Origin of the sequence: Nostoc sp. (assembly GCF_036917135.1) — a bacterium.
In the GTDB taxonomy this organism is placed as follows: domain Bacteria; phylum Cyanobacteriota; class Cyanobacteriia; order Cyanobacteriales; family Nostocaceae; genus Nostoc.
The window spans coordinates 1-12,795 of sequence record NZ_JBALEA010000057.1 but is presented as its reverse complement, the minus strand read 5'-3'; the positions used below and the strand labels follow the sequence as shown (position 1 = coordinate 12,795).

General features: G+C 44.2%; 10 protein-coding genes. 5 read left to right on the top strand and 5 right to left on the bottom strand.

Annotated elements, in window-relative coordinates; all coding sequences use genetic code 11:
• Positions 1–29: 29 nt before the first annotated feature.
• The 3 genes from purB to V7K50_RS16155 form a co-directional block, all read right to left on the bottom strand.
• Positions 30–1,325 carry an adenylosuccinate lyase gene (purB, locus tag V7K50_RS16165; protein ID WP_334961660.1) on the bottom strand — a complete coding sequence of 432 codons (1,296 nt, stop codon included), beginning with the start codon at positions 1,323–1,325 and terminating at the stop codon, positions 30–32.
• Positions 1,326–1,365: 40 nt separating this feature from the next.
• Positions 1,366–1,917: a DUF421 domain-containing protein gene (locus V7K50_RS16160; RefSeq protein WP_334961658.1), complete on the bottom strand. Its 552-nt coding sequence runs from the start codon at positions 1,915–1,917 to the stop codon at positions 1,366–1,368.
• An 82-nt stretch (positions 1,918–1,999) separates the two neighbouring features.
• Positions 2,000–3,016 carry a YihY/virulence factor BrkB family protein gene (locus V7K50_RS16155; protein WP_334961656.1) on the bottom strand — a complete coding sequence of 339 codons (1,017 nt, stop codon included), beginning with the start codon at positions 3,014–3,016 and terminating at the stop codon, positions 2,000–2,002.
• Positions 3,017–3,318: 302 nt separating this feature from the next.
• On the opposite strand from V7K50_RS16155, the gene V7K50_RS16150 reads away from it, so the two are divergent.
• Positions 3,319–3,960 carry a type I restriction endonuclease gene (locus V7K50_RS16150; protein ID WP_334961655.1) on the top strand — a complete coding sequence of 214 codons (642 nt, stop codon included), beginning with the start codon at positions 3,319–3,321 and terminating at the stop codon, positions 3,958–3,960.
• Positions 3,961–4,200: 240 nt separating this feature from the next.
• Here the strand turns inward: V7K50_RS16150 and V7K50_RS16145 are convergent, their stop codons facing one another.
• Positions 4,201–4,698 carry a pentapeptide repeat-containing protein gene (locus tag V7K50_RS16145; RefSeq protein WP_334961653.1) on the bottom strand — a complete coding sequence of 166 codons (498 nt, stop codon included), beginning with the start codon at positions 4,696–4,698 and terminating at the stop codon, positions 4,201–4,203.
• 275 nt (positions 4,699–4,973) lie between these two features.
• On the opposite strand from V7K50_RS16145, the gene gcvT reads away from it, so the two are divergent.
• From gcvT to V7K50_RS16125, 4 genes are all read left to right on the top strand, one after another.
• Positions 4,974–6,110, top strand: coding sequence for a glycine cleavage system aminomethyltransferase GcvT (gene gcvT / locus V7K50_RS16140; RefSeq protein WP_334961651.1), 1,137 nt, complete (start codon positions 4,974–4,976; stop codon positions 6,108–6,110).
• 125 nt (positions 6,111–6,235) lie between these two features.
• Positions 6,236–6,625 carry a glycine cleavage system protein GcvH gene (gene gcvH, locus V7K50_RS16135; protein ID WP_334802402.1) on the top strand — a complete coding sequence of 130 codons (390 nt, stop codon included), beginning with the start codon at positions 6,236–6,238 and terminating at the stop codon, positions 6,623–6,625.
• A gap of 265 nt (positions 6,626–6,890) precedes the next feature.
• Positions 6,891–9,923 carry an aminomethyl-transferring glycine dehydrogenase gene (gene gcvP / locus V7K50_RS16130; protein WP_334961649.1) on the top strand — a complete coding sequence of 1,011 codons (3,033 nt, stop codon included), beginning with the start codon at positions 6,891–6,893 and terminating at the stop codon, positions 9,921–9,923.
• A gap of 681 nt (positions 9,924–10,604) precedes the next feature.
• Positions 10,605–12,194, top strand: a complete 1,590-nt coding sequence (locus V7K50_RS16125; RefSeq protein WP_334961647.1) for a glycoside hydrolase family 57 protein — start codon at positions 10,605–10,607, stop codon at positions 12,192–12,194.
• Between the two features lie 163 nt (positions 12,195–12,357).
• On the opposite strand, the gene V7K50_RS16120 is transcribed toward V7K50_RS16125, so the two are convergent.
• A complete protein-coding gene (locus tag V7K50_RS16120; RefSeq protein ID WP_334961645.1) occupies positions 12,358–12,690 on the bottom strand; it encodes a P-loop NTPase in 333 nt (110 codons plus the stop codon).
• Positions 12,691–12,795 lie beyond the last annotated feature (105 nt).

Below are 12,795 nucleotides of genomic sequence, written 5' to 3'. Positions count from 1 at the left end.
CTCAAGCGCTCACTACAAGCAAATTAATCCTAAATTCCTAATCTTTGGTAAACTTCTTCTAAATGCCGGAGATGTTGCTGGGGGTCAAAACAAACCTCTAGTTCTGCTGGAGACAACTTTTGGGTAACACGTGGGTCTTTGCTAATTAAGTCCTGGAAGTTGCCTTCTGGCTTGTTCCAAGCAGCGTGTGCGCTTTCTTGGACGATCGCATAAGCTTCTTCTCGGTTGCTTCCCTTGTCGATTAAAGCCAGTAGCACTTTTTGGCTGAAAACAACGCCGCCATAACAGTTGAGATTCCGTTTCATGTTCTCAGGATAGACCAAGAGGTTTTTCACCAAGTCGGTTATTTCTATTAACATAAAATGTGTCAAAGTGCAAGCATCTGGCAAAATCACCCGTTCTACAGAACTGTGGGAAATATCCCGCTCGTGCCATAAAGCAACGTCTTCTAAAGCTGCACCGGCATGACTTCTGACGAGTCGCGCCATTCCCGTCAGTCGTTCCGAACGGATGGGGTTGCGCTTGTGTGGCATGGCTGAGGAGCCTTTTTGACCTTTGGCGAAAAATTCTTCAACTTCCAAAATGTCTGTTTTTTGGAGATTGCGAATTTCTACAGCAAAGCGTTCGATGGATGCCGCTACCAAAGCTAATTGTTGCACGTAGTCGGCGTGGCGATCGCGGGAAATAACTTGGGTTGAGGCTATATCGGGTTTGAGTCCAAGTTTCTGGCAAGCGATCGCTTCTATACGGGGTTCAACATTGGCATAGGTTCCCACAGCACCAGAAATTTTACCCACAGCAATGGTTTGGCGGAGTATTATCAGGCGTTCTTGGTGTCGCAACACTTCTGCTAACCAACCAGCTAGTTTGAAACCAAAAGTAATCGGTTCAGCGTGAATACCATGTGATCGGCCAGCCATCACTGTATGACGATGTTCCCGTGCTTTTTGGCGAATTACCTCAATCAAATCTTCCAGACGCTGCAATAATATATCTAGGCTGGCAACTAATTGCAGTGCTAAAGCCGTATCCAAAACATCCGAACTAGTTAAACCCAGGTGAATATAGCGTCCGGCATCACCTACATATTCATTGACATTTGTCAAGAAAGCAATGACATCATGGCGGACTACAGCCTCAATTTCCAGTACCCGCTTTGGGTCAAAATCTGCCTTGGCTTTAATTTCTTCAACGGCTTCAGATGGAATGTAACCAAGTTCAGCTTGAGCCTCACAAACAGCAATTTCGACTTCCAGCCAAGTTTTTAGTTTATAGGCTTCACTCCAGAGGTTAGCCATTTCGGGCAAAGTATAGCGCTCAATCACAATTAGGCACAGAATACAACCGTCATATTTTACAGTCTAATTAATGTAGATCGTTTTTTAACGCTATTTTTTGCTCAGGGACGGAAGGAGTTTTTGAATCTGACGTGATGATACTAATCCTGCCGTCAGATTCCATATATGCCAACTTCACATCAGCTAAAAATTCTACACCTTGCTGACGTAACTTGCTCATCAACTCATCATCTGTAATTAACTCTCGTTGCAGATGGCGCTCAATCATCCGACCATTTTTTATCAATAGCAGAGGTGGCGGATTCAGGAAACGTTGGAACTGGGGAAGTTTGTAGCCCAACCAGTTCAGCAAGTAACTCCAAAAAATCACTGTTCCTACCAGGATAGCGCCTTCAGTAATCGATGTGTAATTACTTGCCATAGCATTTTGAGCCGCTTCAGCAAATAGGACAACGACGAGTAAATCAGTTATTCCTAGTGTTCCGAGTTGTCGGCTAGGAAGCAGGCGTAGCACTGAAAATAGCGCTAAGTAGACAAGCGTTCCACGGATAATCAACTCAAAGATGCTGATGCTAGGAACAAAAATTGCTTGCCAATTGATAAAAAACCATTTTTCCATTAGCACTGATTTTCTCGCTTTTTACATATAATTCTAGAAAAAATCCAGTATAAGATTATTTCTAAATACAGATAATCAAGGATTAAAATCGCTGATTTTTTCTTCTCTGTTTTAAGCGCTTGGGCTTCCTAAAATACTGGAAAAAGCGATTAATAAAGTGAGAATATGGCTTTTTATTAGTGGATGCTTGTCCCGTTGGAGCCTTGCCATTATATTTTGTGTTATCAGATAAAGGTATAGCATTTTTAGTTGGGACTATGCCGCTTCCATACCTTCTGGCATAAACTTGGGTAAACTCTGCACCGAAGAAAAGAATCTGTGCGGCATAGTTAACCCAAGCTAAAATTACCACGAGGGAACCAGCAGCACCATAGGTTGATCCAAAACTGCCATTACCTAAATATTGTCCTAATAAAAATCTCCCAATAGAAAACAAAACTGAGGTGAGAGCTGCTCCAACTAAAACATCACTCCAAGCAATTTTGACATCTGGTAGAACTTTAAAAATTAGTCCGAATAGCAGTGTGGTTATAGCAAAAGAGAGGATGAAATTGACAATTTGCCAGATGAAATCTACACCTGGTAACAAGTTGCTAAAGTAGGTTACTAATGTTGCTAATGCTGTACTAATTACTAGAGAAACTAAAAGTAAAAAGCCAATGCCGATTACCATTGCAAAGGACAAAAAGCGTAGGCGAATCATGTTATTTATGCTACGTCCGGGTTTGGGTTTGACTTCCCAAATCGTATTCATAGCATCTTGCAACTCAGTAAATAAGCCTGTCGCACCCAATAGCAGAACTACAACACTAATGATCGAAGCGATCGCACCTGTTTGTGGTTTGTTAGCGTTTTTGATGGCTGTTTCCAGGAACTTTGCGCCATCTATCCCGACTAAACCTTGAATTTGTCCGACGATTTGACCCCTTGCGGCTTCTTCGCCAAATACTGCACCTGCGATCGCAATTACAATAATTAGCAATGGTGCAATCGAAAAAATCGTGTAATAAGCTAACGCCGCCGCTAACCGTGAGGCTTTATCCTCACTCCATTCTTTGAATGTCTCTTGGAATAACTTCCATATTGCTTGCAAATTCATCCAATCAGTCTCCTTGTAGGGGATGTTGCTTAGTCCCTGATATATTGGATACTGATTTACTCAATAGCGCCATCCTCCCAAGGGTGTTTTTGCAGTGTCCTTGAGGAGGAATTTAGAATTTTATGATCATAAGACATCTCCAGAAATTAAATATGCGTTACCCATAACCCTTGTTTTGACGTAGCACTGCTACGTCAAATTCTTTTTCGGAGATGTCTATAATAGAATGCGATGGCGTCAATTGGGGATATAAAGATGCGCTGATGTTGATAATGTATTAAACCAATTTTTACCTAGAAGCAATGACACAAACGACAGCAATCACAGAGGCGATTACCACTCTTCAGGATGCAGAAAATCGATTCGGTTTTGTCCGTGTTGAAGACGAGCAATTTTTCCCAGAGTGGTATGAGGGATTGTCTGAAATTACGGAAGCCGAAAAAGCCTCTGTGGATGTTGTGCGGCGTAGGTATCTTTATCACCGTGCCGGAGGTGATTTACTAGAAGGGACAGTTATATTGTTGTTGGTGTCACCAATACTTGCACTCTCAGGATTTTACGATCCTCCTTTCAGAATTAAGGCTGAATCATCCGTGGAAGTCGTGCTGGATGATGGCGAGGAGATACTGCGCGGACGGATTGACGTTTTAGTGCTACAAGACCAGTTATGGGTAATGGTGTTGGAGTCGAAAAAAACCACACTGTCAGTTTGGTCGGCTGTACCGCAAGCCCTAGCTTATATGATAGCTAACCCCAACCCCAGTAAACCTGTGTTTGGGATCGTAACGAATGGAGACGATATTTTATTTGTGAAAGTGACGCAAACCAATACACCACAGTACGATTTGTCAAGGGTGTTTGCTCCCTTTGTATCCGCGAAGGAATTGTACGCCGTTTTGCAAATTCTCAAGGGTATTGGTCAGTTAATCTCTGCTGCGTCTTAGAGGTTGTTTGAAAAGTCCTTTTCTTGGTAGCAAAACGTTTTAGATCCCCCTCTCCACCAGCGAAGAAGCAGGGTGGTTTCATACAACCAGAGAAAAAGTTTCAAAGCCTCTCCCCCACAGGGGGAGAGGTTTGGAGAGGGGTCAAAATCTATGGTTTTACATGAGAAATTAAGGCTTATGTATTTTTCTTTTTTCGTATGAAACCACCCTGCTCTCCACCAGCGAAGAAGGGGTGAGAGTCTACTTACATCCTAAAGACTTGCGAGTATCCACACCAGTTTTAGAATTCACACCACTTGCCTTAACACAAAGCTTTTTCACTTGTATCCCATCTAAAATTGCATTCGTAAAATCTGCACCTGTGATATCCACGACATCAAAAGTAGAACGCAGCATCATTGCATCAGTCAACACAGCATCACTTAAATCAGCATTCTTAAACCTGCTGAGATAGGCTATACCTTCACTAAAATCAGCACCATGCAGATTTACTCCTTCCAATAACGTACCGTTAAACACGCCACCACGTAAGTCAGCATTGCTAAAATTAGCATTCTCTAATTTTAGATTGGTAAACTCAGTCCCAACTAAACTTTGACCAGAGTAATCTTTACCCTTAAGTTCATCATTCCCCACAGAACGGGTAATACTGGAAGAACTTGCAGCTTGTGCCGATAGGGGAAACAAAAAAAGAACCATAGCTAAGACAAAGCTAGCTAACAGTTGCCAATATTTCATAATCTCTTCTTAATAAATCTCAACAATTCCACCATTAACCATTAAACCTCACAGAAGAGAAGAAAGGAGATGAGGAAGAATAACTAATCCCCAATGCCCAATACTTCGGCTTCTCTACGAGACGCTACGCGTAGCTTGCTTACGCTCAGTACAAGTCCCCAATCCCCAATTTGACACACAGGACTGTAAAACTAGAAAGCATCTCGTAGGATGATAGATGTTGAGGTGCGATGCCTAACGGCAAGTTGCTCCGCATCTACGCAAAATAATTATCTGTGGCTAATCAAGAAGACAACGCCCAATCTTTGGCGCGAACCCCTTTATATCAACTCGGTGTAAAACTCAAAGCCCGCTTTACCAGCTTTGGCGGCTGGGAAATGCCCGTGCAATTTAGTGGAATTAGCCGCGAACACGAGGCTGTCAGAAATACAGCCGGAATGTTCGATATTTCCCACATGGGCAAATTTACCCTCCAAGGTAAAAACCTCATTTCCCAACTCCAGCCACTAGTACCTTCCGACTTGAGTCGGTTGCAAGCCGGTCAAGCACAATACACCGTATTGTTAAATCCCCAAGCCGGAATTATTGACGACATCATTGTTTATTACCAAAGTGAAGACACCACTGGTATACAGAAGGCATTCATCATAGTCAATGCGGCAACCTCCGATAAAGATAAAGCATGGCTATTGCAACACCTTGACCTGGATAACCTGCAATTCCAAGACCTTTCACCAGATAAAGCCTTAATTGCCGTGCAAGGGCCAAAAGCGATTAAATATCTTCAGCCATTAGTGCAAGAAGACTTACAACCAATCAAAGCCTTTGGACATTTGGAAGCAACCCTACTAGGCAAACCTGCCTTCCTTGCCCGCACAGGTTACACCGGAGAAGATGGCTTTGAGGTGATGGTAGATCCAGATGTAGGAGTAGAATTGTGGCGAAGTCTCCATCAAGCTGGTGTCATCCCTTGTGGACTTGGTGCCAGAGATACCCTGCGTCTAGAAGCCGCCATGGCACTTTACGGACAAGATATTGATGACACCACCACCCCCTTAGAAGCGGGTTTGGGGTGGCTAGTTCACTTAGATACCAAAGGCGATTTTATTGGACGGGACGTTTTAGCACAGCAAAAAGCTGCTGGAGTGCAACGCCGATTAGTCGGTTTGCAAACCCAAGGACGCAACATTGCCCGTCACGGCTATCAAGTATTATCCGCAGGTAAACTTGTGGGAGAAGTTACCAGTGGCACCCTGTCGCCTACACTGGGTTATCCCGTTGCCTTAGCCTACGTTCCCAGCCAGCTAGCAAGCGTTGGTCAGCAGCTAGAAGTCGAAATTCGCGGCAAAGCTTATCCAGCAGTTGTAGTTAAACGTCCCTTTTATCAGTCAAAAAATCGTGTCGCCAACTAACAAGCGCCAAGGTTTTTAAGGAATAATATGTTGTGAGTTATTCAATCTACAGTCAGGTTCATTACCAGATATGGCTTGGATGACTATTGGGGCAATGATTTTTTTAATAAGGGAGAGGAAGTGATATGTCTTTTGAATATCCTCAAGATTTCAGATACTTGGATTCTCATGAATACGTGCGACTCGATGGTGAAATTGCCACCATTGGCATTACTGAATTTGCCGTACATGAATTGGGTGATATCGTCTTTTTGGAACTACCAGAAATTGGCGATGCTCTAACTAGAGGAGAAAATTTTGGCACAATTGAATCAGTGAAAGCCGTTGAGGAACTGAATTCACCAGTAACAGGCACAGTTATAGAACGGAATGAAGCCTTAATTAGTTCTCCCGAAGAAGTGTCAGAAGACCCCTACGGGGAAGGGTGGTTTTTGAAAGTGCGTATCAATGACCCTGGGGAAGTTGAGGATGCCTTGACAGCAGATGAGTATCGCGCCCAAGTAGAAGGGGAGTAGGGAATACTGAGGAGTAGGTGAGTGGGGGAGGTAACTAACAATTACTCTTGTTCACCTATAACAATATCTTCCCAATCCCCAGTTCCCAGTAGTCCACCAGACCAACTTTGATGGATGAATAAGTTCGTAGTAAGGACTTTAGTCCTTGACTTGAGCGCTTTAGCGCTCACTACGAACCAAGCATTGTTGACTTGGTGGACTAGTAGCCCCCAGTTTAAGAGTATTTATTGCAGAATATTAATTACTACCATCTGGAGAGTAATTTGTGGTATTGAACGCCCCTATTCTTAAGTCTAATGAGCAGCAAGTGCTAGACGAAAAAAGTCAAAAATTAAGTAGTTTTGTGCCAAGACACATTGGCCCCAACTCCGATGACATCCACCTTATGCTTAAGGTTTTGGGGTTTCCCAGCCTGGACGCCCTGATCGACCAAACAGTTCCACAGACAATTCGGCTAAAGCAACCACTAAAGTTACCAGATGCAGAAAGTGAGTATGCAGCACTGGCATCGTTAAAAAAAGTTGCTGCTAAAAATCAGGTTTTCCGCTCATACATTGGTATGGGATATTACGACTGCATCACCCCACCTGTGATTGGGCGTAACATCCTAGAAAATCCAGGTTGGTATACTGCCTACACTCCTTATCAGCCAGAAATTGCCCAAGGACGACTAGAAGCGTTGCTGAATTTTCAAACCCTGATTATCGACCTCACAGGTTTGGAAATTGCCAATGCTTCCTTACTTGATGAAGCTACAGCAGCAGCTGAAGCGATGAGCCTAAGCTATGGTGTCTCCAAAAATCAGGCAAATGCCTATTTTGTCTCTGGTAATTGCCATCCCCAAACTATCGATGTGTTGCAAACACGCGCTAAACCATTAGGGATTAAGATCATTGTCGGCGATCATCAGACATTTGATTTTGATCAACCAATTTTTGGGGCTGTTCTGCAATACCCTGCAAGTGATGGCACCATTTACGACTACCGCGCTTTTATCGAAAAAGCCCATGCTAAGGGTGCATTGGTGACGGTAGCAGCAGACCCTTTAAGTTTAACTTTACTAACTCCTCCTGGGGAATTTGGCGCTGATATTGCTGTAGGAAGCACTCAGAGGTTCGGTATTCCCTTGGGGTTTGGGGGACCTCATGCAGCATACTTCGCTACGAAGGAAGAGTATAAACGGCTGGTTCCAGGGCGAATTGTGGGAGTATCAAAAGATGCTCAAGGGAAGCCAGCATTGCGTCTCGCTTTGCAAACCCGCGAACAGCATATCCGCCGCGAAAAAGCTACTAGTAATATCTGTACTGCACAGGTGCTACTGGCGGTAATGGCGAGTATGTACGCCGTGTATCATGGGCCTGCTGGACTGAAGCAAATTGCAGAGAATATCCACCAGCTAACTTTAATGTTGGCAGCAGGACTAAAGCATCTGGGTTATAAAATTAGTTTTGAACATTTCTTTGATACACTGCGGGTGGAGTTGGGAACACGCAGCTTGGAAGTAATTCTCGAAGCTTGTCAAGCAAGGAATATTAACCTCCGAATTTTTGATGACACTGCTGTTGGTATTTCTCTAGATGAAACAACTACAGCAGATGATTTAATAGAGCTGTTGGAGATTTTTGCAGCGCCTGATAGTCTATTTTTCGGTTTTAAAGAAATTGGCGACTTAATTGCAGCACGGCGCAAATCATCTCTACAAAACTCAACCTTTGTCCGTACCAGTACCTATCTCACCCATCCTATATTTAACCGCTATCACTCAGAAACTGAGTTGTTGCGATATTTGCACAAGCTGGAAAGCAAGGACTTGTCGCTAACTACATCGATGATTCCCTTGGGTTCTTGCACAATGAAGTTGAATGCAACTGCTGAAATGATTCCGGTGAGTTGGGAGGAATTTGGCAAGATTCATCCATTTGCTCCAGCGTCGCAAACGCAAGGTTATCAAATCCTGTTTGAGCAACTTGAAGCATGGTTAGCTGAAATTACTGGTTTTGCCGGAATTTCTCTGCAACCAAATGCTGGTTCTCAGGGCGAATACGCCGGACTTTTGGTGATTCGCCAATATCACGAAAATCGGGGTGAAGCACACCGTAATGTTTGTTTGATTCCCACTTCGGCACACGGGACAAATCCGGCAAGTGCGGTGATGTGTGGGATGAAGGTGGTGGCTGTTGCCTGTGATTCACAAGGTAATATTGATGTTGATGACCTGAAGAGTAAGGCAGAAAAACATAGTAATGAATTAGCCGCCTTAATGGTGACATATCCCTCAACTCACGGTGTCTTTGAGGAGCCAATTCAAGAAATCTGCGCTGTTGTTCATAGTCACGGTGGACAAGTGTACATGGATGGGGCAAATATGAACGCCCAAGTGGGAATTTGCCGTCCTGGAGATATTGGCGCCGATGTCTGTCACTTGAATCTGCACAAAACCTTCTGTATTCCTCATGGCGGCGGTGGTCCTGGTATGGGACCGATTGGCGTTGCATCTCATCTTGTGCCGTTTCTACCTGGACATGCTGTGGTAGGGACTGGGGACACTTCTCTACGAGAGGCTGCGCCAACGACAAGCTCAGTGCATCGCTGGGGACTGGGGACTAGGAAAGAGGAAATTCCCAATCCCCAATCCCTAATCCCTAGTACCCAGCATATTGGTGCTGTGGCGGCTGCGCCTTGGGGTAGTGCGAGTATCTTGGTGATTTCTTGGATGTACATTGCAATGATGGGTGCAGATGGTTTAACCCATGCAACTAAGGTGGCGATTCTCAACGCTAACTACATCGCCAAGAAACTGGAATCGTACTATCCGGTTTTGTATCAGGGAAAAAATGGTCTAGTTGCCCATGAATGTATTTTAGATTTGCGATCGCTAAAAAAATCAGCCGCGATCGAAATTGATGATGTTGCCAAGCGTCTCATAGATTATGGTTTCCATGCGCCCACTGTCTCCTGGCCTGTAGGGGGTACAATCATGGTGGAACCTACAGAAAGTGAATCTAAGCAAGAGTTAGATCGTTTCTGTGATGCGTTGATTTCTATTCGCCAAGAAATTGCCGAAATAGAAGTTGGTAAGGTTGATATCCAAGATAATGTTTTGAAGAACGCACCCCACACAGCTGAAAATCTCATCACCGGAGAATGGCATCATTCTTATTCTCGTGAACAAGCTGCCTATCCTGCATCTTGGACTCGTGAGTATAAATTCTGGCCGGCTGTTGGCCGCATCGATGCAGCCTTTGGCGATCGGAATTTTGTTTGTTCTTGTCTGCCAATGGATGCTTATTCTTCATAAAACCATACAGTTTAGTTAAAACTTGCTCCTCCCAACTGTCGTTTCCAGAAAGTTGGGGGGATTTTTTAAGAATAAACTTTCTCTCTGCGTCTGGGCGCTTCTTCGTGATATCATGTCCGCTTGAATACTTACTAAACCCGAAAAACCCCACCCCGCCGGCGGGGTGCAATGACTGTGGGAATTATAACTAATTATCCCGCTTTGATATGACAAGTAAAAAAACATCCCAAATTTTCTTGTGGGATGGGTGTCCCCACCCGTCCCAGATTTAGGGCGCTCATGTTGCCCCCCCCCACAAGATGGATAATTTATTTCTTGTCAGTCCCTTAAACCTCACTGTAGGTTCACTGATTTTGAAATGGTGAGAGGAATTAATGCCAGTTTTTTCTTTCTTTGGATGAAACCACCCGGCTCTGCCCAAAATGGGAGAGGGGAGCAAATTCCCTAACCCCGAATCCCATGTTGGGATTCGGGGTTAGGGGATGAGGACAACTCTGGAACGCTTTCTCTTACCTGACTTCTACGTTAATTTGACACCAATGAACATGCTTATGCCCCTACAAGCACTGAATTTAACTCAATTGAAAACTATTCTTACGATCCCCATAAAGTCTTAAAATATTGTTAATTTCAGCCAAAACTCTCGACCTTCAACTTACAAGTATCACCCCAAAAATCACTATGGCTATCGGCTACGTCGCGCTTGTACTCCACGCACATCTGCCCTTCGTTCGTCACCCAGAAAGTGACTACGTGCTGGAGGAAGAATGGCTCTATGAAGCCATCACAGAAACCTACATCCCCTTATTGAAAGTATTTGAAGGCTTAAAGCGAGACGGTATCGACTTTAAAATCACGATGAGTATGACACCACCTCTAGTGTCGATGCTTCGTGATCCTCTACTTCAAAAACGCTATGAAGCACACTTAGCCCAACTAGAAGAACTTATACAACTAGAAGCAAAACATAATATCAATAATGGGCATCTTCGTTATTTAGCCGAACATTACGCTACTGAGTTTAGCGAAGCGCGTCAGCTATGGGAAAGCTACGACGGCGATTTGGTGACAGCTTTTAAGAAGTTCCAAGACAGTAACAACCTGGAAATCATCACTTGCGGCGCTACCCACGGCTATTTACCGTTGATGAAAATGTATCCAGAAGCAGTGTGGGCGCAAATTCAGGTAGCTTGCGAACATTACGAACAAAACTTTGGCCAAGCACCCAGAGGCATTTGGTTGCCGGAATGCGCCTACTACGAAGGTTTAGACCGGATGCTAGCCGATGCTGGGTTACGTTACTTCCTCACTGATGGGCATGGCATTCTTTACGCCCGTCCTCGGCCGCGTTTTGGCACTTATGCCCCAATTTATACCGAAACAGGTGTTGCTGTCTTTGGTCGAGATCATGAATCTTCCCAACAGGTATGGTCTTCGGAAGTGGGCTATCCTGGGGCGGCGGAATATCGAGAATTTTACAAAGATTTGGGCTGGGAAGCAGAATATGAGTACATCAAGCCCTATATTATGCCCAATGGTCAACGGAAAAATACGGGTATTAAGTATCACAAAATTACGGGGCGTGGCTTAGGGCTGTCAGATAAAGCACTGTATGATCCGTATTGGGCTAAGGAAAAGGCAGCAGAACACGCTGCTAACTTTATGTATAACCGAGAGCGGCAATCTGAGAATCTTTATGCTCTAATGCAGCGACCACCAATTATCGTTTCGCCTTATGACGCAGAGTTATTTGGACATTGGTGGTATGAAGGTCCTTGGTTTATTGATTATTTATTCCGCAAGTCGTGGTATGACCAAGGAACATATCAAATGACCCATTTAGCAGACTATTTGCGGGATCAGCCAACTCAGCAAGTCTGTCGTCCTTCGCAGTCGAGTTGGGGTTTCAAGGGTTTCCACGAATATTGGTTGAATGAAACAAACGCGTGGATTTATCCGCATTTGCACAAAGCTGCTGAACGAATGATTGAAATTTCCCACCTGGAACCAGAGGATGAATTGGGGGTGAAAGCCTTGAACCAAGCAGCGCGGGAATTGTTATTAGCACAATCTTCTGACTGGGCATTTATTATGCGAACGGGAACAATGGTACCCTATGCGGTTAGACGGACGCGATCGCACCTAATGCGGTTTAATAAGCTCTATGAAGACGTGAAAATCGGCAAAATTGACAGTGGTTGGTTGGAAAAAGTCGAGTTAATGGATAATATCTTCCCCGAAATCAATTATCGCGTCTACCGTCCGTTGTAGTAGTAGGGTGGGCAATGCCCACCTTATTTATATTTAGTAGTGAGTGGCGTTTATTTTGCCAACAACAGAGCAAGCCTTAGCCTGTATAGGGAGGGGTTTGTCAAGATGATATGCAAGTCCAGATGGAAATCATCAGGCGTAAAATTAATGGAGAGCTTTGAAATTATTTAGTAAAAGTTGCCTCAAGTGCAGTGGCAATTTGTATGAAAACCTCACTTGCAGGCGAAGTGCGATCGCTGATTGCAATGGGATTTCCAGTATCACCACCGCTACAAATATTGGGATCAATGGGAATTTGCCCCAGGAGTGGCGCTTGTAATTCTGCTGCGAGTTGTTCGCCCCCACCACTGCCAAAAATTGGCGTGCGTGCGCCACAATCACCACAAATTAAATAGCTCATATTTTCCACGATGCCAAGGACGGGAACACCGACTTGGCGAAACATATATATGTTACGTCGTACATCTGCAACAGCTACTTGCTGAGGAGTTGTCACGAGAATAACTTATCAGTGAGAGGTTAAGATAAAGTGCATTTTGTCAATCAGTTAAAATACTCAAAATAGTCTTATTGAAAATGATAATCGTGCGGTGGAGAGGGG

What these genes read in the sequence shown, in the direction of transcription:
- V7K50_RS16160 (WP_334961658.1), bottom strand. Translation starts at nt 1,917, where the DNA reads ATGGAAAAATGGTTTTTTATCAATTGGCAAGCAATTTTTGTTCCTAGC.
- V7K50_RS16150 (WP_334961655.1), top strand. Translation starts at nt 3,319, where the DNA reads ATGACACAAACGACAGCAATCACAGAGGCGATTACCACTCTTCAGGAT.
- V7K50_RS16155 (WP_334961656.1), bottom strand. Translation starts at nt 3,016, where the DNA reads ATGAATTTGCAAGCAATATGGAAGTTATTCCAAGAGACATTCAAAGAA.
- V7K50_RS16125 (WP_334961647.1), top strand. Translation starts at nt 10,605, where the DNA reads ATGGCTATCGGCTACGTCGCGCTTGTACTCCACGCACATCTGCCCTTC.
- gcvH (WP_334802402.1), top strand. Translation starts at nt 6,236, where the DNA reads ATGTCTTTTGAATATCCTCAAGATTTCAGATACTTGGATTCTCATGAA.
- V7K50_RS16145 (WP_334961653.1), bottom strand. Translation starts at nt 4,698, where the DNA reads ATGAAATATTGGCAACTGTTAGCTAGCTTTGTCTTAGCTATGGTTCTT.